Origin of the sequence: Microbacterium resistens NBRC 103078 (assembly GCF_001552355.1) — a bacterium.
GTDB lineage: Bacteria > Actinomycetota > Actinomycetes > Actinomycetales > Microbacteriaceae > Microbacterium > Microbacterium resistens.
On the sequence record NZ_BCRA01000087.1, the window covers coordinates 1 to 21472 of the forward strand.

The 21472-nt window shown below is 71.9% G+C and carries 15 protein-coding genes; 6 read left to right on the forward strand and 9 right to left on the reverse strand.

Annotation, left to right across the window (positions count from 1 at the left end; all coding sequences use genetic code 11):
• Positions 1-365 precede the first annotated feature (365 nt).
• The gene (locus MR1_RS14065; protein WP_067248103.1) at positions 366-1268 is read right to left on the reverse strand and encodes an aldose 1-epimerase family protein; all 903 of its coding nucleotides are present in this window, start codon (positions 1266-1268) and stop codon (positions 366-368) included.
• 325 nt (positions 1269-1593) lie between these two features.
• On the opposite strand from MR1_RS14065, the gene MR1_RS14070 reads away from it, so the two are divergent.
• Positions 1594-3510 (forward strand): DEAD/DEAH box helicase, encoded by a 1917-nt coding sequence (locus MR1_RS14070; protein ID WP_067248106.1) that lies wholly within the window; start codon positions 1594-1596, stop codon positions 3508-3510.
• Here MR1_RS14070 and MR1_RS14075 read toward each other — a convergent pair.
• Together MR1_RS14075 and MR1_RS19845 are read right to left on the reverse strand one after the other, a co-directional pair.
• The gene (locus MR1_RS14075; protein ID WP_067248108.1) at positions 3500-3958 is read right to left on the reverse strand and encodes an ASCH domain-containing protein; all 459 of its coding nucleotides are present in this window, start codon (positions 3956-3958) and stop codon (positions 3500-3502) included. The genes MR1_RS14070 and MR1_RS14075 overlap by 11 nt on opposite strands.
• 50 nt (positions 3959-4008) lie before the next feature.
• Positions 4009-5670 (reverse strand): Rv2578c family radical SAM protein, encoded by a 1662-nt coding sequence (locus MR1_RS19845; protein ID WP_157518229.1) that lies wholly within the window; start codon positions 5668-5670, stop codon positions 4009-4011.
• Between the two features lie 97 nt (positions 5671-5767).
• Between MR1_RS19845 and MR1_RS14085 the strand changes: the two genes are divergently transcribed.
• Both MR1_RS14085 and MR1_RS14090 read left to right on the forward strand, forming a co-directional pair.
• A complete protein-coding gene (locus tag MR1_RS14085) occupies positions 5768-6733 on the forward strand; it encodes a M15 family metallopeptidase (protein WP_255218162.1) in 966 nt (321 codons plus the stop codon).
• Between the two features lie 190 nt (positions 6734-6923).
• Entirely contained in the window at positions 6924-8087 is a 1164-nt protein-coding gene (locus MR1_RS14090; protein ID WP_067248111.1) for an acyl-CoA dehydrogenase family protein, read from the forward strand.
• 132 nt (positions 8088-8219) lie between these two features.
• On the opposite strand, the gene MR1_RS14095 is transcribed toward MR1_RS14090, so the two are convergent.
• The 4 genes from MR1_RS14095 to MR1_RS14110 form a co-directional block, all read right to left on the reverse strand.
• Entirely contained in the window at positions 8220-9095 is an 876-nt protein-coding gene (locus MR1_RS14095; RefSeq protein WP_067248113.1) for a siderophore-interacting protein, read from the reverse strand.
• A gap of 19 nt (positions 9096-9114) precedes the next feature.
• Complete coding sequence (locus tag MR1_RS14100) at positions 9115-9972, reverse strand: energy-coupling factor transporter transmembrane component T family protein (protein WP_084344711.1); 858 nt, start codon at positions 9970-9972, stop codon at positions 9115-9117.
• The gene (locus tag MR1_RS14105; RefSeq protein WP_255218163.1) at positions 9969-11765 is read right to left on the reverse strand and encodes an ABC transporter ATP-binding protein; all 1797 of its coding nucleotides are present in this window, start codon (positions 11763-11765) and stop codon (positions 9969-9971) included. The genes MR1_RS14100 and MR1_RS14105 overlap by 4 nt, the downstream gene beginning before the upstream one ends.
• 128 nt (positions 11766-11893) lie before the next feature.
• Positions 11894-12436, reverse strand: coding sequence for an ECF transporter S component (locus MR1_RS14110; RefSeq protein ID WP_067248116.1), 543 nt, complete (start codon positions 12434-12436; stop codon positions 11894-11896).
• A 147-nt stretch (positions 12437-12583) separates the two neighbouring features.
• Between MR1_RS14110 and MR1_RS14115 the strand changes: the two genes are divergently transcribed.
• Entirely contained in the window at positions 12584-15613 is a 3030-nt protein-coding gene (locus MR1_RS14115; RefSeq protein WP_067248119.1) for a S8 family serine peptidase, read from the forward strand.
• A 68-nt stretch (positions 15614-15681) separates the two neighbouring features.
• Here MR1_RS14115 and MR1_RS14120 read toward each other — a convergent pair whose 3' ends face one another.
• Both MR1_RS14120 and MR1_RS14125 read right to left on the reverse strand, forming a co-directional pair.
• On the reverse strand, positions 15682-16626 hold the full coding sequence (locus tag MR1_RS14120) for a pirin family protein (protein ID WP_067248123.1): 945 nt from the start codon (positions 16624-16626) through the stop codon (positions 15682-15684).
• Positions 16623-16940 carry a GNAT family N-acetyltransferase gene (locus MR1_RS14125; RefSeq protein WP_067248126.1) on the reverse strand — a complete coding sequence of 106 codons (318 nt, stop codon included), beginning with the start codon at positions 16938-16940 and terminating at the stop codon, positions 16623-16625. The genes MR1_RS14120 and MR1_RS14125 overlap by 4 nt, the downstream gene beginning before the upstream one ends.
• A 185-nt stretch (positions 16941-17125) precedes the next feature.
• Between MR1_RS14125 and recQ the strand changes: the two genes are divergently transcribed.
• Both recQ and MR1_RS14135 read left to right on the forward strand, forming a co-directional pair.
• Positions 17126-19150 (forward strand): DNA helicase RecQ, encoded by a 2025-nt coding sequence (recQ, locus tag MR1_RS14130; protein ID WP_067248129.1) that lies wholly within the window; start codon positions 17126-17128, stop codon positions 19148-19150.
• A 389-nt stretch (positions 19151-19539) separates the two neighbouring features.
• Positions 19540-21472 (forward strand): choice-of-anchor G family protein (locus tag MR1_RS14135; protein WP_169797699.1); only part of this gene is annotated, 1933 nt, incomplete at its 3' end.

Sequence of the window (21472 nt, forward strand, 5' to 3'; positions counted from 1 at the left end):
GCGCCGCGGGCGGTGACGCTCCGCACGCAGGCGGCACGGGCGGTGACGGCGCGGGCGGTGACGCTCCGCACGCAGGCGGCACGGGGGGTTCAGCCGAAGGAGGCTCGTCGCCGGTGCTCACGCGGCGAGAGCTCCGCGAGCGCGGTCTCCCCGCCGCCAACGATCTCGACTGATCCCCACGGCGGCGAGCCCCAACGGACCCTTCCTGTCGCCGACCGCAGCCCCCGCCCGCCTTGCCCTCTCCGACCCGCCAGCACCTCATCGAGTGGTCAGTTTCTGTGGGTTGAACGGCCCTGAACCCACAAAAACTGACCACTCGACGGGCGGGGAGGGCGGGGAGGGAGGGCGCGGAGGGGAGGGAGCGGTCAGAACGTGAGGGCGATGCCCCACTCCAGCGTCCAGGTCTCGTCGGGGGCGAGGCGGCGCAGGCCCCGGCCGGAGTTGAACGCCTCGGCGGGAGCTGTCATCGGCTCGATCGCGACGGCGAGGTCCTGGCCCGGATAGCGATCGGTCGTGAACGCTTGGACGAAGTCGAACCCCTCGCCCTGCCAGAGCGTCACCCGGCGGCCGTCGGGCGCCTCGAGCGTGCTGCGGGCCCGGCCGTCGGCGTCTCGGCGCAGCGCGGCGAACCCGGTGTCGAGCGTGACGTCGCCGAGCCGCTGGCCCTGTCGCAGATCCGTGCCGTCGGTCACCGGCGACTCGCCGATCGGCAGCAGTCGCTCGTCGGTCTCGAAGTACGTCTCCGCCGGGATCCGCAGGACGAGGGATCGCGGATCGGCGCCCCCGATGGTGACGAACGGATGCGTGCCCAGCGCGACGGGCGCGTCCGCGGCGGAACGATTCGTCAGCGCGTGGGTCACGGTGATCCCGTCCTCGGCAAGGACGTACTCCACGGACGTCTCGACGAGGTACGGGTATCCCGTCTGCGGCACGATCGTCGCTCGGAGCAGGGCGCGGGCGTCATCCTGTTCGGCCACCTCGTACGCCGCGAAGCGCAGGAGACCGTGGCTGGCGTTGCGCAGCTTCGGCTCGGTGATCGCCAGCGCTCGCGTGACCTCCCCGTCCTGCCAGACGCCGTCGCGGATCCGGTTGGGCCACGGGGCCAGGACCACGCCGGAGCACAGCGGCGTCGGCTCGTCGTCCGGATAGGGCGGGACGACGGTCGTCCCGCCGACCGTCAGGTGCCGCAGCGAGGCGCCGACCTGTGCGATCCGCGCCGTCACGTCGCCACGGCGAAGGTCGATCTGCGAGCCGGTGGGAGAGGTCATCCCGTCATCGTACGACCGCGCTCCCCTGGTGCACGCGGCCCGGTCAGATCGAGGCGTCGCCGGCACCGCCAGCGGCCGCTCAGGTCCGACGGGTAGACTGGGGCGGTCGGCTTCGGGCACCCGCTCACCCTCGTACGTCGAGGCGCGGGGATCGTTGTTCCTGAAGTGTGAGCCCAGGGGCCGATGGTGAGCGTCGTCGAAGAGATGCGGCGCCATGACCACCATCACAGGAATGGCCCCCGGCCGACGACAGCCCGGGTGAACCGCGGTCGCGCCACGAGCGCGCCGCGGTGCTGTTCTCGTGCGAGAACCAGAAGGACACCCCATGCCCAAGAACCACAAGCCCAAGGGCGGACGCCCGTCGCGCAACTTCGAGCCGCGCTACGCCAAGAAGACGAGCTTCCACGACCGGCATCGCCAGGGTCGCCCGGCGACCGGGCGAGACGATCGTCGCGCGGACGCGTACGCCGCCGACCGTCCGGACCGGGACGAGCGGTACACGCGGACCGAGCGGACGGAGCGGACCGAGCGGACGCCTGCCGCCCGCCCCGGGAGCCGGTCGCCGAAGCATCGCGGCTACCGCGCTGCGGAGGAGAACAGCGCCTCGGCGCCGAAGCGGCGGTGGACGGCACAGGAGAAGAGCGGACGCGACGAGGCGCGCACGATCCGCAACCGCGCGGAGTCGGGACGCATCGACGCCCCGCACCGCAGGGGCGACCGTGACCGATTCGACGAGCGTCCGCGTCGGGACGAGCGCCCGCGTCGGGATGAGCGTCCGCGGTTCGAGCGGGATGAGCGTCCGCGTCGGGATGAGCGTCCGCGGTTCGAGCGGGATGAGCGTCCGCGTCGGGACGAGCGTCCGCGTCGGGATGAGCGTCCGCGCGCAGCGGGCGGCGCTCGCCGGCCGTCCCGGGAGACCCGACCGAGCCGCGATGACTGGACCCGCACACCCGCGTCCGCCGCGGCGGTGCCGACCGAGGACGTCGTCCACGAGCGGCTCCAGGCGCAGGCGGTCGTGGCGGCCGAGGTCGACGGCGTCAGCTTCGCCGATCTCGGTCTCGGCTCCAACATCACCGAGATCCTGACCGGCATGGGCGCCGAGACGCCGTTCCCCATCCAGGCGGCCACCATCCCGGCCATCCTGGACGGGCGCGACGTGCTCGGACGCGGACGCACCGGATCCGGCAAGACGATCGCCTTCGGGGCGCCGCTCGTGGAGAGCATCCTGCTGTCCCAGAAGGGCAAGCGCCGTGAGTTCGGCCGCGCGCCGCGGGCGATCATCCTCGCCCCCACGCGCGAGCTGGCGCTGCAGATCGACCGCACGGTGCAGCCGATCGCTCGCAGCGTGGGACTGTTCACGACCCAGATCTACGGCGGCGTGCCCCAGGCGCGACAGGTCGGTGCGCTGAAGAAGGGCGTCGACATCGTGATCGGCACCCCGGGGCGCATCGAGGACCTCATCGAACAGGGCAAGCTCGACCTCTCCGAAGTGCGCATCGCGGTGCTGGACGAGGCGGACCACATGTGCGAGCTGGGATTCGTCGAGCCCGTGCAGCGGATCCTGCGCAAGACCGGGACGGCGCTTCCCGGGGACCAGCGCAGCCAGAAGCTGCTGTTCTCCGCGACGCTCGACCGTGAGGTCGCGGCGCTGGTCGACGAGTTCCTCGTGGACCCGGCCGTGTACGAGGTCGCCGGGGAGAGCCAGGAGACCAGCACCATCGAGCACCGCGTCCTCGTCATCGAGCACCGCGACAAGGCGGAGGTGCTCTCGTCGCTGGTCGACCGCGACGGCCAGACCCTCGTCTTCGCCCGGACCCGGGCGTACGCGGAGATGCTCGCCGAGCAGTTCGAGGACGCCGGCATCCCCGCCGTCTCGCTCCATGGCGACCTCAACCAGGCGAAGCGCACGCGCAATCTGCAGAAGCTCACGTCCGGCCGGGTCCAGGTGCTCGTGGCGACGGACGTCGCCGCCCGCGGAATCCACGTCGACGACATCGACCTCGTCGTCCAGGCGGACGCCCCCGACGAGTACAAGACCTACCTGCACCGGGCGGGGCGCACGGGGCGTGCCGGGCGCGAGGGTCGGGTCGTGACGCTGATCACGCGTCAGCGTCGGCGCCGGATGGGCGAGCTGCTGCAGCGCGCCGAGATCGATGCGCCGTTCCAGGAGGCGCGTCCCGGCGACGACGTGATCGAGGAGATCGCGGGGCGGATGCCGTCCGACGCCGACCTCACCCGCTGACCGGGGACGGGCCCGCCGGGACGATCGCTCCGGCGGGCTCGAAACCGAACCGCACCAGCACCGCCATCGTGTCGTCGTCGATGCGGAACTCCGGGTCCCCGATGAACGCGCGGTACTGCTCGCCGTGCCAGAACCCCTCGTGGGCCGTGCGCCACTCCGCGACCGTGGTGTAGCCCTCGCCCTCCCCGATCGCGTGCCCCAGATCGATGTCCGCGATCCGGGCGAGGCGCACCTCCTCGATCGTCTCGATCCCCACGTGCCTGCCGTCGGAGTCGATCACCGAGAAGCGCTCGCCGACGGTCGGCATCGTCTCGACGCCGACCTCGATCTCGCGGACCAGGAACGTCGTGGTCGTCTTGTCGCCGGCGAGGATCGCGCCGACCAGGAGATCGCGCAGCGGTCCGGGGAAGGCGTACTCCGACAGCGGCAGGTCTTCGTGGGAGGCCATTCCGCCAGCTTACGGGCGCCCTTCCGCGGCGACGATGCTCCCGGCACGGCTCAGAACAGCATCGGCGCCGCCGGGGTCGCGGGTTTCGGCGGTGTGGTCGCCGACGCGTCGTGTCTCGGCGGCTCGGCGAAGGAACGGCGCCGGGGGCGGTCCTCGCTGTGCTGCGCCGTCAGTCCGTGCACGCGGACCAGCGGTCGCACCCGCTTCGCCAGCCACTGCCGGTAGGCCTTGGGCGCCTCCGCGGCCACTCCCGGGTACAGCGCGCGGTAGGAGGAGAGCAGATCGGGACGATGCTGCGACAGCCACTGGAAGAACCAGGGCTTCACGCCGGGGCGCAGATGCAGCGCGCCGTGGATCACGTGGTCGGCACCCGCGGCGGCGATGCGCCGGAGGGCGTCGTCGATCGCGGCGACGGAGTCGGTCAGGTGCGGCATGATCGGCATGAGGAACACGCCCACTCGGAACCCGGCGTCCGACAGTGCGCGCACCGTGTCCAGGCGCGCCTGGGTCGTGGGAGCGCCCGGCTCGATCGCCCGACGCAACCCCTCGTCGAACATCGCGATCGACATCTGCACGTCGACCGGCACGTCCGCGGACGCACGGACGAGCTCGGGGATGTCCCGGCGGATCAGCGTGCCCTTGGTCAGCACCGAGAACGGCGTCCCGGACTCCGCCAGCGTGCGCAGGATCCCGGGCATCAGGCGGTACCGGCCCTCGGCGCGCTGGTACGGGTCGGTGTTGGTGCCGAGAGCCACGGTCTCGTGGTGCCACGACCCGCGTCGCAGCTCCCGCTCTAGCACCTCGGCGACGTTCACCTTCACCACGATCTGGGTGTCGAAGTCCCGCCCCGCGTCCAGATCCAGATACGTGTGCGTCCCCCGGGCGAAGCAATTGTGACTGATCACACCGTTGGCGATGAAGTCGCCTGTTCCCGTCGTGATGTCGACGAGGTCGCGTTCACCGGGCAACGGATCAATGCTGACGACCCGAAGGTCAGCCGCTGTCTTCACCGCCAGGCCCTCGACACTGAGCTTGCGCGTGATCGCGGGCCTGGTCTCCGCGAAGAACGCCATGCGCGTGGGAAGGCCGCCCGTCATCCCGCTGAGGTAGCCGAGGCGGTAGTCGCGGTCGTCGTCGATGGCATGCTCCGTGGCCACGGCTTCGCGCAGACCGCCGATTCCGAACCCGAGGAGCCGATTGCTCAGAGTCAAGTGCGGACGCTGTCCCCGCTCGGCATCCGCGACGTGCTTCCACCCGCGGTCGGTGAGAAAACGGTGGTCGCCGCTGGCTTCGAGTTCGGTTCCATCGGCGAGCGTCACGCGATAGGCCTTCTTGCGGGTATGCCACTTCGCCTTGATCCGTGTCCTGGTGTATCGCCGGTAGGAGCCCTCGATCCGGGTGCCGATGATCTCGTCCCCGACGGAGAGGTCGCTCAACCGACGCTGCGTACCGTCCGCGCACAGAATGAGTGTGCGTGGATCGACGCAATAGACGCATGCGTGACTGCAGCCTCGGTACGGGTTGATCGTCCAGGAGAACGGCATCTTGGACGGCCCCGGCACATGGTTGAGCGCCGACTTCGCCAGCACCTCGTGGAACGTCATCCCGTCGAACTCGGGCGTCGTCACGCTGCGCAGGAACCCGGATCGGTTCTCGAACCCGGGCAGGGCCGTCTCGTCCGTGTCGTCGATCCGTTGTCCCTGCCAGCGCATGCCCTCATTCGAACATAAGAACGAAACTGAGTCAAGAAGTCGTCGTGATCATCTTCGATCTCGGCGAGATCGCAGGCAGCCGTACCAGAATGGGGGCGTGACCTCCCCGCACCGACCCGTGGCTCGCCATGCCCTGGCGGGCTCGGCGAAGCTGCGCGTCTTCGTCCCGCTGGGCCTCGCGGTGACCGTGCTCGGCGTCATCTGGTCGCTGGCCGACGGGTCCGCGGCGGGCGCGCGGCCGGAGGCCTCGGTCGCTGCGGTCGCGTCGATGGATCCGCCGAGGCCGGCCGTCGTCGAGGAGCTCCCGGCGGTGCAGTTCACGGTGGTGGCGCCGGCAGATCCGTGTGCGGATCCGGCGGTGCAGCAGGCGCTGGCCGCGGGCGACGACGACACGGCGGTCGCCGCGTTCGGCGGCGGAGCGGCCTTCCGCGCCGCCGTCGTGAGCGGTGCGGCCCCGTGCATCGACCTGTCCGATCCGGCGCGGCTGTGGGTCGTCGTCAACAAGACCCGCCCGCTGAACCCGGTGCAGTACGCCCCGTCGACCCTGAGCGAGCCGGCCCTGATCGGGGACGACCTCGCCGGGCCGCTGCGCGCGGACGTGACGACCGCTCTGGACGCGATGTCCGCCGCGTCCCAGGAGGCGGGCGTCGGCGCCCTCGGGCTCGGCAGCGGCTACCGGTCGTACGACATGCAGGTCGCCACGTACTCGGGTCAGGTCCAGATGTACGGCCAGAACGACGCGGACGCGCTCTCGGCGCGCCCCGGCTTCAGCGAGCATCAGACGGGGCTCGCCGCCGACGTCGAGGAGTGCATCTGGGGCGAGTGCACCGGGATCAACGGCTTCGGGGAGACCGCGGCGGGGGCCTGGGTCGCGGAGCACAGCTGGGAGTACGGCTTCATCGTGCGCTACATCGAGGGCCAGACCTACGCGACCGGCTACGCCCCCGAGCCGTGGCACCTCCGGTACGTCGGACCGCAGATCGCGCGGGCGTACCACGAGGCCGGATACACCTCGCTGGAGGAGTTCTTCGGCCTCCCCCCGGCTCCCGACTACGTCGGCTGAGGCGGTCGGCGCTCGGCGCCGCCCGCGACCATCGCCGGTGCGCGACGGCGCGTCTGGCGGCTTCCCACAACCGCGATACCCAGTGTCACATTTCGCGGAACGCATTCCCACAATGTGCTCCGTCCGGACCGTGCCTCCCGCTTAGAATCACGGGAGCAACGACGCACCGGATCGACTTGGAGGAGCGCGCATGGAACGCGACATCTACGACGACGACCACGAGGTCTTCCGCGACCTCGTCAAGGACTTCGTGAAGCGCCACGTCTCGAACGAGACCATCGAGAAGTGGGAGGCCGACGGGGAGATCGATCGCGCCACCATGCTCGCCGCCGGCGAGGCCGGCATCCTGGGGCTCTCGGTGCCCGAGGAGTTCGGCGGAGCCGGGATGCTGCAGGACTACCGCTTCCGCGCCATCGTGAACGAGGAGGTCATCGGGGCGGGGGCCGGTTCGCTCGCCGGAGCCCTCGGCATCCAGGACGACCTCGCGGTGCCGTACCTCGTGCACATGGGCACGCAGGAGCAGAAGGAGAAGTGGCTGCCCCGGATGGCGACCGGCGAGGTCCTCGGCGCCCTGGCCATGACCGACCCCGGTGCGGGCAGCGACCTGCGCGGGATCAAGACCAACGCCAAGAAGGTCGACGGCGGCTACATCCTCAACGGCGCGAAGACCTTCATCTCCTCGGGCAAGACCGCGGACATCGTGGTGACGTTCGTGAAGACCGGCGAGGGCAATCGCCCCGACGCGTTCAGCCTGCTGATCGTCGAGAACGGCATGGAGGGCTTCGAGCACGGCAAGAAGCTCAGCAAGATGGGCTTCCACGGCTGGGACACGGCCGAGCTGTCGTTCACCGACGTCTTCGTCCCGGAGGAGAACCTCATCAGCGGCAAGGAGGGACAGGGGTTCATCCAGCTCATGATGAACCTGCCGCTGGAACGCCTCTCCATCGCCGTCTCCGCGGCCGCCGCCGCGCAGGCCGCGCTGACCTGGACGGTCGACTACACCCGCGACCGCGAAGCCTTCGGCGAGCGGATCATCGACTTCCAGAACACCCGGTTCAAGATCGCGGACATGGCGACCGCGGTCGACGCGCTGTGGGCGTACGTCGACCGGGGGCTGAAGCTCTACGCGGCGGAGAGGCTCAGCGCGGAGGAGGCCGCTCAGCTCAAGTTCTGGGCGACCGAGCGCGAGTGGGAGGTGCTCGACACGGGCGTGCAGCTCCACGGCGGCTACGGCTACATCACCGAGTACCCCATCGCGAAGGCGTTCCTCGACGCGCGCGTCCACCGCATCTACGGCGGCACGAACGAGATCATGCGCGAGCTGGTCGGACGCCAGATCGCCGGCAAGCGCTGACGGCCGGCCGATATCGCCGACGAAGCGCCCTCGGATCCGCGGATCCGAGGGCGCTTCGGCGTCGCGCTGACCGCTGCCCGCCCGGACGGCCGAGACCGCCGACTCGGCACCGGTCGGGGGGCGTCGGACCGGTCAGGCGAGCGGCTCGGCCGCCGCCTCGCGGGCGGCCTTCGACGAGGGAGAGGCGGCGCCGATCCGCCAGTAGCCGCAGAAGCTGACCTGGTGCTTGTCGACGCCCCTCTCCCCGACGAGCAGCTTGCGCACGCCCGACGCGAGTGACTGCTCCCCGGCGGCGTAGGCGTGGAAGGGCTGGGGCGGGAGCTCACGCGCCCGCAGCCGTTCCAGGGCGGGCCGGCCGGGTGCCTCGTCGTGGCCGCGCACGATCCACTCCACCGTGACCCCGGGCGGATGCGGGAAGTCGAGGGCGTCCTCGGCGGAGGGGACCTCGATGAGCGCGACGCCGGCGGCCGTGTCGGGCAGGGAGGCGCAGATCGAGGCGATCGCCGGCAGCGCGGTCTCGTCGCCGACGAGCAGGACGCGTTCCTGACCGCGCTCGGGGTTGAACCACAGCCCCTCGTCGATGATGAGGACGTTCTCCCCGGGGGTGCAGGTCTCCGCCCACCGCGCGGCCGGGCCCGAGGTGCCGTCCGCCGCCGATCCGTGCAGCACGAAGTCGACGTCGAGCTCGGCGGGGCGGCCGGCCGTCGCGGGCCGGAACGCCCGTACGGTGTAGTTGCGCATCACGGGCCGCTCGCCGTCCGGGATCCGCAGGAACTTCAGGTATCCGAGCACGCTGTTCGCCTTCGCGGGCACGCGCGCCAGCCCCTCCTCGCCCCCGAGCGGCAGGAACAGGCGGAACCACTGGTCGTAGCCGAGGGGGCGGAACCGATCGATCCCTCCGCCGCCCAGCGTGACCCGCATCCAGTGCGGGGACAACCGTTCGGTCCGCAGCACGGTGAGCGGGATGAGGTCGGTCGAGGCGGGCTTGACCTGCTTGCTGTACGCCATGGCGTTCCTTTCGCGGCGCTCAGGGGAGCTGCCAGGGGAAGAAGACGGTGAAGATCACCGCCGAGGCGGCGATCATGAGGACGAGGAAGACGGCGTCCCGCGTCCGGAAGGGCACGAGGTGGCGCTCGGTACGGGTGGGGTACGCCCCGAAGGCGCGCGCGTCCATCGCCAGGGCGACGCGTTCCGCGTGACGGATCGCTCCGGCCAGCAGGGGCACGATGTACCCCCACCCCCGGGCGATGCGGGCGAACGGACCCCGTCCGCTCCCGGCGCCGTACCCGCGCACCCGGTGGGCGGCGCGGATCACGGAGAGTTCCGTGCCGAACCGCGGGACGAAGCGGTAGGCGGCCAGCGCCGCGTAGCCGACGCGGTACGGGATGCGCAGCTGCTGGACCCCGGCGCGGACCAGGTCGGGACCGGTCGTGGTGAGGCCGCCGATCAGCGCGAGGGCGAGGATCGCGCCGAGGCGCAGGGCGGTGGCCGCGCCGATCTGCAGCGCGCCGGCGAACAGGGTCCACGGGCCCACGGTCAGCACGGCGGCGGTGTCGTCGACGAGGGACGCGTCGACCCAGACCGCGAACGTCGCGGCGAGCAGGAGCATCCCGACGGGCAGGCCCACGAGCAGCAGGAGGAGCGCGCGCCGCGTGAGCCGGGCCCCGGTCAGGATGAGGGCGTAGGCGAGGGCGAGGAACGCGGCCGGCGTCGCGAGGTCGCGGACGAACGCGAGCACGATCATGGCCGGCACCGCCGCGCCGAGCTTCGCGAGCGGGTTCAGGCCGTGCAGGAAGGCGCGGCGCGGCGCCGGCGCGGGCTCGGCGTACGGATCCGCGGACGACGGGGCGCGGGGGATCGCGACCGGCGCGGTGTCGGCGCTCATCCGGCGCCCTCCGCCGACGCGGTACCGGAGCGTCGAGTGGTCAGTTTCTGTGGGTTGAGCGCCGTCGAACCCGCAGAAACTGACCACTCGAGGAGGGGATGCAGCGCGGCGGGGACGGCGGCGAGGGCGGCGGGCAGGGTGAAGCCGCTCTCCGGGCCGGACTGCAGGAGCTCCGCCGTGGTCCCGGCGGCTCGGACTCGACCGCCGTCCATGACGACCACGTGCGTGGCGTGCTCCGCGACGAGCGCGTGATCGTGCGTCACGAGCAGGATCGTCGTCCCCTCGTCGCGCAGCTCGTGCAGAAGGGCGAGCAGCTGCGCGGCCCGGGCCCGATCCTGACCGAAGGTGGGCTCGTCGAGCACGAGCACCCGGGGCCGGGTGATCAGGGCGGTGCCGACGGACAGGCGTCGCTTCTCTCCGCCGGAGAGGAGGAAGGGGTGCACCTGGGCCTTCCGCTCCAGCCCGAAGCGGGCGAGCATCGCGGTCACCCGCGCGCGGATCTCGTCGGCGGGGACCCGCCGCACCCGGAGCCCGTGTGCGAGCTCGTCGAACACGGACGCCGCGACGAACTGGTGCTCGGGGTTCTGGAAGACGAACCCGATCCGGTCGGTCAGGTCCCGGGGCGTCGCCGTCGCCGGGTCGAGGTCGGCGACCCGGATCCGCCCGCGCGGGGGCGGGACGACCCCGGCGATCGCCTGCACGAGCGTGGTCTTGCCCGATCCGTTGGGACCGACCACGGCGGTGATCGACCCGCTCGCGACGTCGAGGTCCACGCCGCGCAGCACGGGTGTGCGGCCGCGCACGACATCGAGTCCGCGCACCCGGATGAGCGCGTCCTCCTGCGCCCCCTGTCGAGTGGTCAGTTTCTGCGGGTTCAACGCCTCGGAACCCACAGAAACTGACCACTCGACGGACGGGGAGGGGGAGGGGGGCGCGGACGGGGAGGGGGGCACGGAGGGGTAAGGGGAGGAAGCGAGGGCCGTGCGCAGGTCGTCGGCCGTCAGGGGGAGCGGATCGAGGACGACGCCGCGGGCGCGCAGGCGCCGGGCGAGGAGCGTCGCCGTCGGGAGCCACACGCCCAGCTCGGCGAGCTCGTCCGCGTGCGTGCGCAGGATCTCCGCGGGCGGGCCGTCGAACACCGGGCGGCCCGACTGGTCCAGGACGATGACGCGCGTGGCGAGGTCGATGGCGGCGTCGAGGTCGTGCTCCACCAGGACGATCGCCCGGTCCCCGTCCGCGGCGAGATCGCGCAGGGCCGCGTAGACCTCCGCGGCGCCCGCGGGGTCCAGGTTGGCGGTCGGCTCGTCGAGCACGCAGATCGGCGACTGCATCGCGACCGCCGCCGCGATCGCGAGACGCTGGCGTCCTCCGCCGGACAGCCGGTCCGGGTTCTCGGCACGGCGCTCCCACAGTCCGAGGCGCCGCAGCGCCCGCTCGGATCGGCTGAGCACCTCGTCGACGGGGAGCCGCAGGTTCTCCAGCGCGAACGCGACCTCGTCGAGGACGGATCCGGTCACCAGCTGCGCGTCCGGGTCCTGGAAGACCATGGACACGCGCGTGCTGAGCACGGCGACCGGGGTCGTCGCGGTGTCGTGCCCGGCGATCTCGACCGTGCCGTCGACGGCGGCCGGGACGGAGTGCGGGATCAGGCCGTTGAGGGCCAGAGTGAACGTCGACTTGCCCGAACCGCTCGGGCCGAGCAGGAGGACGACCTCGCCGGGCCGGATGTCGGCGGTCAGGTCGTGCGGCGACGGGTCGTTCTCGCCCGCGTGGGTGAGGGAGAGCTCGCGCACGCGGATCAGGGGAGCGGACGACGGCACGGGTCACCTCGATCTTGCGGGTGATCCTAGGTTAGCCTGCCCTAATTTGATTCGCGAACAGCAGTCGGCGGAAAGCCGCGGACGGGCAGGCGGCGGACGGCTCAGCGCTGGGCGACGCCGGCGCGACGCAACGCCGTGCCGACGCCGAGACCCACCGCGGTCCAGGCGACCGGTCCGGCGACGGCGATCGCGAGGTAGGCGATCTGCGCCCACGGCATCATCGACCCGAGATCGACCGCGAAGAAGACGACCACCGCGATCACCCCGCCGATCACCACCGCGGAGATGAAGAAGCGCCAGGGGCCCCACGCGCGGTACCGGGTGAGGGCGGCGACGCCCTCCTGGATCAGTCCGAACAGCAGCGCGGTGCCGAGGAACCGCGGGAACCACACCGGGTTGAACGCGCTCGCGACGAGCGCGGCGAGCACATGGGACAGCAGCGCCACGAGCGGACGGCGCAGCACCTCCTGCGCCACGATCCCGGGGAGCACGTGCGAGCCCAGCACGAGTCCGTACGCCCAGGGCGCCAGCGGCAGCACCACGAGGGTCATCCAGCCGGCGATCCCCCCGACGAGGCCGGTGGCCACGCCGATCGCGGCGCAGACGAGCAGCACCCGGGTGGGGAGAGCGGATCGGGTGGGCACCCGTCCAGCGTACTGGCCCCGGTCGGGCGCCGGCGGCGAGGGCGACCGTGATATACCGGGCGCGGCCTCTGGCGTGTCCGGAGCCATCGCGCTACGTTGATCGGCGGTGCGGCGACGAGGCCGCGCCGGATGAGCATCGGAGAACCCATGGGCCGAACACCCCTCCGGTCGGCAGCCGCGGTCGTCACCCTGACCGCCCTGATCACCGGGACCTTCGCCACGGCAGCGCACGCGAGCGGAGAGGGGGTGACACCGCCCACGCCCGTGACGGGCACACCCGGGCACTACATCGTCGTGATGAAGGACGCGCCCCTGGCCACGTACGAAGGCGACACCGCCGGCCTGCCGCGGACCAAGCCGGACCGCGGCCGACAGCTCGACGCGCACTCCGACAACTCGCGCAAGTACATCGCGCATCTCGAGGACGCGCAGCGCACCCTCGCCCAGCAGGTCGGCGCCGCCCCCGAGGCGCAGTACCGGATCACGCTCAACGGCTTCAGCGCGCAGCTCAGCGGCACCCAGGTCGACGCGCTGCGCGCGTCGAAGGACGTCCTCGGCGTGTATCCGGACGAGATCCGGCACCCGGACGCGCAGTCCTCGACCGACTTCCTCGGCCTCGGGGACGACGCCACCGGCGCCGGCGGCGTCTGGGAGGCGACCGGCGGCGTCGGCACGGCGGGGGAGGGCGTGGTCGTCGGCGTCGTCGACACGGGGATCGCCCCGGAGAACCCGTCGTTCGCCGGGGAGAAGCTGCGCAAGCAGAAGCACAGCGGCTCCGAGCCGTACACCGACGGCACCTCGGTGATCTTCGACAAGTCCGACGGCGGCCAGTTCCGCAGCACGATCGTGCAGGGCCAGGACTGGAACAAGCACGACTACTCGACGAAGCTCGTCGGGGCCCAGTACTTCTCCGCCGGTGCGGAGGCCGCGGGCTTCGACTTCCAGTACGACTACCTCTCCCCGCGCGACGGCGCCGGGCACGGATCGCACACCGCGAGCACCGCCGCGGGCAACTTCGGCGTCGCCGCCCAGGTGAACGGCGTCGACTTCGGCACCGTCTCCGGGGTCGCCCCGGCCGCGAAGGTCGCCGCGTACAAGGCCTGCTACGAGGGCCCGGACCCGGCCGTCACGGACGACGACATCTGCGCGCTCAGCGACCTCGTCGCCGCGATCGACCAGGCCGTCGCCGACGGCGTCGACGTCATCAACTACTCCATCGGCGGCGGATCCGCCCCGAGCGTGCTGGAGCCGGACGACATCGCGTTCCTGAACGCGGCGGCGGCCGGGGTCTTCGTGTCGGTCAGCGCCGGCAACAACGGGCCCGACCCGGTCACCGCCGATCACGCGTCGCCCTGGTACACCACCGTCGCCGCCTCCACCATCCCGACGTGGGAGGGCACCGTGCGGTTCGAGGGCTTCGAGGCGGCCGGCGCCACGGTCAGCGTGCCGTTCGGCACCGAGGTGACCGGGCCGTCCGTCTTCGCCGGGGACGCCGCCGCCGCCGACGGGGCGGCGCTGTGCCTGCCGGGAAGCCTCGACGCGGCGAAGGTGTCCGGACGCATCGTCGTCTGCGAGCGGGGCGAGAACGCCCGCGCCGAGAAGTCGCAGGTCGTGAAGGACGCCGGGGGCGCGGGGATGATCCTCGTGAACGTCCCGGGCGCCGCCGACTCGCTCGACAACGACTTCCACGCCGTGCCGACCGTCCACCTGGCGGCGGCGCACCACGACGCCGTGCTCGCGTACGTGCGCGGCGGGACGGATCGCCCCGTCACGCTGATCGGCGAGAACGTGACGGGCGTGGAGACCCCGGTGCCCCAGGTGGCGGGCTTCTCCAGCCGCGGCCCGATGAACGCCAACGGGTCGGACGTGATCAAGCCCGACGTCGCGGCGCCCGGCGTCGCGATCCTCGCGGCGACGAACAACGCGCGCAAGGCGGAGCCGACCTTCGGCATCCTCTCCGGGACGTCGATGGCGTCTCCGCACGTGGCCGGTCTCGGCGCGCTGTACCTGGGCGAGAGGCCCGACGCCGCGCCGGCGGAGATCAAGTCGGCGCTCATGACGACGGCCTACGACACCGTCGGCGCCGACGGGGAGCCCACGCCCGATCCGTTCGCCCAAGGCGCGGGACAGGTCGACCCGGGGAAGTACTTCGACCCGGGACTGCTGTACCTCAACGGCCCGAGCGACTGGGCGGCGTACATCGAGGGCACGGGGCTGGCGGAGTTCGACGAGGTCGAGCCGATCGACGGCAGCGACCTCAACCTCGCCTCGATCGGGATCGGCACGCTGGCGGCGGAGCAGAGCGTCACGCGCACGGTCACCGCGACCGGCCCCGGCACGTACACGGCCTCCGTCGACCTCCCGGGCGTGGAGGTCTCGGTCGAGCCCTCGACGCTGTCGTTCGGGGCGGCGGGCGAGACCGCGAGCTTCACGGTGACGTTCGACAATGGCGACGCGCCCGTGGAGACGTGGGCGACCGGAGCCCTCACCTGGCGCAGCGACGAGCACGTCGTGCGCTCGCCGCTGGCCGTGTTCCCGGTGACGGCCGCGGCCCCGTCCGAGGTCACGGCCTCGGGGGCGGCGGGATCCGCCACCGTCGAGGTCACGCCGGGCATCGACGGCGAGCTGCCGCTGAACCTCGCCGGGCTGACGCCGTTCACGATGCTGGCCGATCCGGACAACCCGGTCGAGGGCCACTCCGGAAACGAGCAGTCGGGCGACGAGAACAAGGACGTCGCGTGGGTCATCGAGGTGCCCGAGGGCGCCCAGCTGTCCCGCTTCGACCTCGACTCGTCGGACGACGCCGGCAGCGACCTCGATCTGTCCGTCTACCACGTCGTGAGCCCGTCGGACCTGCGCTACTACCAGCGCTGGCAGTCGGCGACCGGTTCGGCGGACGAGCAGGTCACCATCCCGACGCCGACCGCCGGCACGTACGTCGTGGTCGCGAACATCTACTCGACGTCGGCTCCGATGACGTGGGACATGACCTACGCAACGGTGCTCGAGGGCGGCGAGGGATCGTTCACGGCCACGCCGAACCCGCTCGCGGCGACGCGGGGCGTGCCGACGTCGTACGACCTCTCCTGGAAGGGGCTGGCGCCGAACCGCTACCTCGGCCTGGTGCAGTACGGCGACTCGGCCGTCCGCACGGTCGTCACGGTCGACGCGCGGTAACGGCGGCGACGGAAGGGCGGGCGTCCTCGGGCGCCCGCCCTTCTCGCGTCCTCGTCACGGTGAAGGCGTCAGATCCTGCGGCGACGCGGCATGAGCCGCACCGGAGGGATCGGCGGGGCGGGGATCCGCTCGCCGCCGTGCCCGACGACCGGCCCGAAACGCGGGTCCTCCTGCGGACCCTCGCCCTCGGCCTCCCAGGCCGTCCGCGCCTCGACGATCTCCTCGTGCGTGCGGCCGGCGAAGTTCCACCACATCACGAGGTCCTGTTCGAACGGCTCGCCGCCGAGCAGGAAGAGGAGCGCGCCGTCCTGCGTCCTGATCTCCACCTCGTCGCGCGAGTCGCCGAGGAACAGCAGATCCCCGCGCGGGACGTCGACGGCCGCGACCCGCGCGTCCCCCTCGACGACCAGCACGCCGTGCTCCCAGTCCTCGCGCAGCGGCAGGTTCACCCGGGAGCCGGGGGCGAGCCGGATCTCGGCGCCCACGATCGGCGTGTGGGCGGAGGCGGGGGAGCGGACGCCGGCGAGCTCGCCGAGCACGACCGTCGCCCGGGCGTCGTCGCCCTCCTCCGCATCGATCGACAGCGCGGGCAGCTCCGTGTGCTGCTCGAATCCCGGGGCTCCGGTCGCCGCGCCGTCCGGCAGCACGACCCAGAGCTGGAGGGCGTCGAGCGGCACGGCGTCGTCGCCCACCGAGTACTCGGAGTGCGCGATGCCCCTGCCCGCGGTCATCAGGTTGAGCTGGCCCCGCCGCAGGACCACGTCGCTGCCCACCGCGTCCCGGTGACGGACCTCGCCGACCAGCGGCCAGGTGACGGTCTGGAGGCCGATGTGCGGATGCGGCTCGACGCGCATGCGCACCTCGTCGGGGCCGAAGCGGTCGAGGAAGCACCACGCCCCGATCGTCGGCAGCTCCTTGCTCGGCAGCGTGCGACGGACGTTCATCGCGCGGACGCCGCCGAGCGGGACCTCGCGCGGCGAGAGCGCGACCGAGCGCGGGCCGTAGGCGCTCATCCCTCGGTCGTCTCCGCGCCGGGCACCCTCGGCCAGCGGATGCGGGCGCCCGCGACCTCATGCGTCTGCAGATAGCGGGCGATGTAGGGGCAGTAGGGCACGATCTCGTCGCCGGAGGCGGCGGCGTCCGTCAGCGCCTCGGCGGCGAGGATCCCGGCCAGTCCCTGCCCCTGGAACGCCGGATCGACCTCCGTGTGGGTGAACCGGATCTCGCCCGGCCGCCGGTCGAACTCGGCGAAGCCCGCGAGGACTCCGTCGCGGCGCAGCTCGAAGCGGGAAGCGTCGTCGTCTCGGGTGACGGTGATGTCGGCCATGCGTCCTCCTCGGTCCTGGACCCAACCTACGCCCGTCCGACGCGGTGAGCTCCGACGTGGAGTTTCGGGGTCCGTCGTGGGGAGAAGTGACCCCGGGACCGACCCCGAACGACCGGATCGGACCCCGAAACGGGAGCTGGGGAGGGAAGCGGCCGGATGTCGCCGCTTCTCGTTACGCTGGGGACATGCCCGCGCAGGATCCGTACGACCCGTATGCCGACCTGCCGCCGTCCGAGCCTCCGTCGGGCGACCCCTACGCGGACGTGCCCTGGGACGACGCCCCTCCGCCCGTCGAGGAGGACTGGGCCGGGATGCCGGGGAGCGCTCCGCGCGGAAGCTTCCCCGCGCCCCACGCACCCTCGGTGCCCGCGCCTTCCCGCTTCGCGACCGCCGCAGAGGCGCTGCGCACGGTGTACGGGTACGACGCCTTCCGCGGCGACCAGGCGGCGATCATCGACCAGGTCGTGGCGGGCGGCGACGCCGTGGTGCTCATGCCGACCGGCGGCGGAAAGAGCGTCTGCTACCAGATCCCCGCGCTCGTTCGGGAGGGCACGGGGCTCGTCGTGAGCCCCCTGATCGCCCTCATGCACGACCAGGTCGACGCGCTGCGCGCCAACGGCGTGAACGCGGCCTATCTCAACTCGACGCAGTCCCCCGCGGAGCGGGCGGAGGTGGAGCGGGCCTACCTCTCCGGCTCGCTGGACCTCCTCTACGTCGCGCCGGAGCGGCTGTCCGGCGCGCAGACCACCGCGCTCCTGCAGAGGGGCGCGCTCAGCGTGATCGCGATCGACGAGGCGCACTGCGTGTCGCAGTGGGGGCACGATTTCCGTCCCGACTACCTCGCCCTGTCGGACCTGGGCGAACGGTTCCCCGGCGTCCCCCGGATCGCCCTCACGGCGACCGCCACCCGGGAGACGCACCGCGAGATCACCGAGCGGCTGCGCCTGCCGTCCGCGAAGCACTTCGTGGCGAGCTTCGACCGCCCGAACATCCAGTACCGGATCGACCCGAAGACGGACGTCCGACGCCAGCTGGTGTCGTTCATCGGCTCCGTCCGCGACACGATGGGGTCGGAGTCCGCCGGGATCGTGTACGCGCTCAGCCGCTCGTCCGTGGAGCAGACCGCCGCGTTCCTCCAGGACCAGGGGGTCGACGCGATCCCCTATCACGCGGGGCTCGACGCAGAGGTCCGCGCCGCCAACCAGGCGCGGTTCCTGCGGGACGAGGGCGTGGTCGTCGTCGCGACGATCGCGTTCGGCATGGGGATCGACAAGCCCGACGTGCGCTTCGTGGCGCACATCGACCTCCCCAAGTCCGTGGAGGGGTACTACCAGGAGACCGGTCGCGCGGGGCGCGACGGCGAACCGTCCGTCGCGTGGATGGCGTACGGGCTGGGCGACGTCGTCCAGCAGCGCCGCTTCATCCAGCAGTCCGCGGGCGACCGCGCGATCAAGCAGCGCCAGAACCAGCATCTGGACGCGATGCTCGCCCTCTGCGAGACGGTCTCGTGCCGGCGGCAGAACCTGCTCGGCTACTTCGGGCAGGACTCGGCGCCGTGCGGCAACTGCGACACGTGCCTCACGCCTCCGGAGAGCTGGGACGGGCTGATCCCGGCGCAGAAGCTGCTGTCCACCATCGTGCGGCTCCAGCGAGAGCGGCGGCAGTCGTTCGGGGCGGGGCACCTCATCGACATCCTGCGCGGGGCGTCGACGGAGCGGATCCGCTCGATGCGGCACGACGAGCTGGCCACGTACGGCATCGGGGCCGACCTCTCGGACGCGCAGTGGCGCTCCGTGATCCGCCAGCTCCTGGCCCAGGGGCTCATGCAGGCCCAGGGCGACTACGGCACCCTGGCCCTCAGCGACGCGAGCGCGGGCGTCCTCAACGGCACGACACCGGTGCGGCTCCGCCACGACGTGGTCAGCCGTGCCGGGGCGGCGGGCAAGGGCCGGGGCGCCAAGCGCTCGGCGGCGGCGGACCTGTCCGAGGCCGATCGCGCGCTGTTCGAGGAGCTCCGCGCCTGGCGCGCGCGGACGGCGAAGGAGCAGGGCGTCCCCGCCTACGTCGTGTTCGGCGACGCCACGCTGCGCGCACTCGCGGAGCACCGGCCCACCCGTGGCGAGGACCTGATCGGGATCAGCGGCATCGGAGAACGCAAACGCGAGGCCTACGGCGCGGCGCTGCTCGAGGTCATCGCCGCAGGCGCCTGACGCGGAGTCGTACGCCCCCTCGGGAAGGGTGCTCGTGCGTGCTGTCGCACGGGCATCGCATGCCCTCTCGCCGTCTCCGCGCCGCCCGACGTCGTGGTCGTCGTCACCAGATCGTTATGCGTTCGTCGTCCCCGGTCCCGACTCCCCGTCGGTGCGGGAAAACGGGCCGAATCCCCGGATGTCGATTGATATCCCGGTCCTTCGGAATGCTGGACATTCGCTGTGAACTACCGGCATACTGGCGCTACTTGCGCCTGCCGACACCCGTCGGTCCTGGGGAGGCCTTGTTGCTCCGGAGCGATCCAGACATCAGGGAGGGGTTCGTGACAACGAACAGAAATGGGTGGTCGCGTCTGCGGCGCCCAGCGGCATTGGGCCTGGCAGGGGCCGTGGCATTCGGAGGCGCGATCGCATTCGCCGCGCCTGCCGCCGCGACCGCGCCGGGCGCCGATCCGAACGATCCATCGGCCGCGCAGGGGCAGATCCTGCAGCTGCCCATCGGCCTGCTCGGCAGCAGCATCGACGTCGCTGCGCTGGGCCACACGCTCACCAGCAACCCCGGTGGTCCGGGCGCCGACAACGGTGCGCTCGATCTCGGCGTGCTCGGCGGCGCGCTGACCATCGATCTCGGCGACGGGATCAACATCCCGCTGCTGACGGACGGCACGACGCCCGGCCTGCTGAACCTCGGCGACCTCGGTGCGGCCCAGAGCTACAGCGAGTCGCCGAGCGTCACCTCGTCGCTCGCCGCGTCCGGCCTCATCACCGAGGACGGCGGCATCGACGTCGGCGGGATCGGGTCGAGCGTCGACCCGGCCCACATCGATCTGACCGACCTGTTCGGCCAGCTCGGCATCGACACGCTCACGGACCAGCTGCTGGACCAGGCGTCGCTCAGCGTCGGGGCCCTCGCCTCGACGGCCTCGTCGGATGCCGGGACGCTCACCTCGGAGTACGCGATCGCGGGCCTCGGCCTCGACCTGCACAGCCCGACGGTGGCGGGCCTGACGGACGTCGTGGACACGGCGGTCGGCACGGCGCTCCTGCCGATCGAGGCCCTCATCGGCCCCGGCGGACAGATCGAGCAGCTCGTCGCCGGTGTGCTGAGCGTCATCGACGCGCTCCCGCTCACCAACGCCGAGCTGAACGCGCTGTCGCTGGACACGCAGCCGCTCACCGACGAGGTGCGCGACGTCCTGCTGAACGAGCCGCTGTCCAACACCGACGGCAGCCTCGTCATCGACCTCTCGACCGGGACGATCCACGTCGACCTGGCGGAGCTCGTGGTGGACCGCACCGGCGCGACCAGCCTGAACAGCCTCGACCCGAACACCCCGGTGCTCGACGACGCGGTGGTCAACGGCATCCTCGACGGCATCACCGACGCCGTCACCGGCGCGGGTGAGAACTCGCTGATCTCCAAGGTCGTCGACGTGGTGACCCAGGGGCTCTACAACGTCGAGCTCACGGTCGACATCCAGGCCGACATCAGCCTCCCCATCGTGGGTCCGCTGGTGAACGCCCCGGTGACCGTCATCGGCAGCATCGGCGGGTTCCTCGGCATGGACGGCTTCTCCGCCCCCGTGATCGACACCAGCCAGATCAACGTCGCGGGGATCCCCGTCGGCACGGTCCTGCAGCCGATCATCGACGCCCTGTCCGGCCTCGTCACCGACATCGGCGGTGCTCTGGAACCGGTCGTGACGAACGTCATCGACCAGCTGCAGCCGACCCTCATGGGCGTCGTGCAGCCGATCGTGACCGGTCTGCTCGACAACGCGATCGAGCCGGTGCTAAACAGCATCGTCGCGATCACGATCAACGAGCAGCCCACCGAGGCCCCGATCAACGGCACCGGCGACCTGCCGGGCGACAGCTTCACCGTTCGCGCGCTGAGCGTGGAGCTGCTGCCGGCGATCAACGCCATCAAGCTGGATCTCGGCTCGTCCACGGTCAAGGCGCTCGCCGCGCTCACCCCGACCATCACGGGAACGGACCCGGTCCAGGCCGGCACCAGCCTCCCGGTCGCGGGCGACGGATGGGCTCCGGGCACCCAGGTCACCATCGAGCTGCGCGACGGCACCGGCGCTGTGGTCGGCACGCCGGTCACCGTCACGGTGGAGCCGGACGGATCCCTGCCTGCGGGCACGGCGTACCCCGTCCCGGCCGACGCGGTCCCCGGCGACTACACGCTCGTGGGCACGCAGGTCGACGACCCGACCGTCACCGCTCAGGACACGGTCACCGTGACCGCGGGCGACCCCGGTGACGTGAACACCAACGCCTCTGCGTCGGCGGCGGCGTCGGCGGATGCGGACTCGG

Excerpts from the sequence above, each read along its gene's own strand:
- MR1_RS14065 (WP_067248103.1), bottom strand. The coding sequence starts at position 1,268 with ATGACCTCTCCCACCGGCTCGCAGATCGACCTTCGCCGTGGCGACGTG.
- MR1_RS14070 (WP_067248106.1), top strand. The coding sequence starts at position 1,594 with ATGCCCAAGAACCACAAGCCCAAGGGCGGACGCCCGTCGCGCAACTTC.
- MR1_RS14075 (WP_067248108.1), bottom strand. The coding sequence starts at position 3,958 with ATGGCCTCCCACGAAGACCTGCCGCTGTCGGAGTACGCCTTCCCCGGA.
- MR1_RS19845 (WP_157518229.1), bottom strand. The coding sequence starts at position 5,670 with ATGCGCTGGCAGGGACAACGGATCGACGACACGGACGAGACGGCCCTG.
- MR1_RS14090 (WP_067248111.1), top strand. The coding sequence starts at position 6,924 with ATGGAACGCGACATCTACGACGACGACCACGAGGTCTTCCGCGACCTC.
- MR1_RS14095 (WP_067248113.1), bottom strand. The coding sequence starts at position 9,095 with ATGGCGTACAGCAAGCAGGTCAAGCCCGCCTCGACCGACCTCATCCCG.
- MR1_RS14100 (WP_084344711.1), bottom strand. The coding sequence starts at position 9,972 with ATGAGCGCCGACACCGCGCCGGTCGCGATCCCCCGCGCCCCGTCGTCC.
- MR1_RS14115 (WP_067248119.1), top strand. The coding sequence starts at position 12,584 with ATGGGCCGAACACCCCTCCGGTCGGCAGCCGCGGTCGTCACCCTGACC.
- MR1_RS14120 (WP_067248123.1), bottom strand. The coding sequence starts at position 16,626 with ATGAGCGCCTACGGCCCGCGCTCGGTCGCGCTCTCGCCGCGCGAGGTC.
- MR1_RS14125 (WP_067248126.1), bottom strand. The coding sequence starts at position 16,940 with ATGGCCGACATCACCGTCACCCGAGACGACGACGCTTCCCGCTTCGAG.
- recQ (WP_067248129.1), top strand. The coding sequence starts at position 17,126 with ATGCCCGCGCAGGATCCGTACGACCCGTATGCCGACCTGCCGCCGTCC.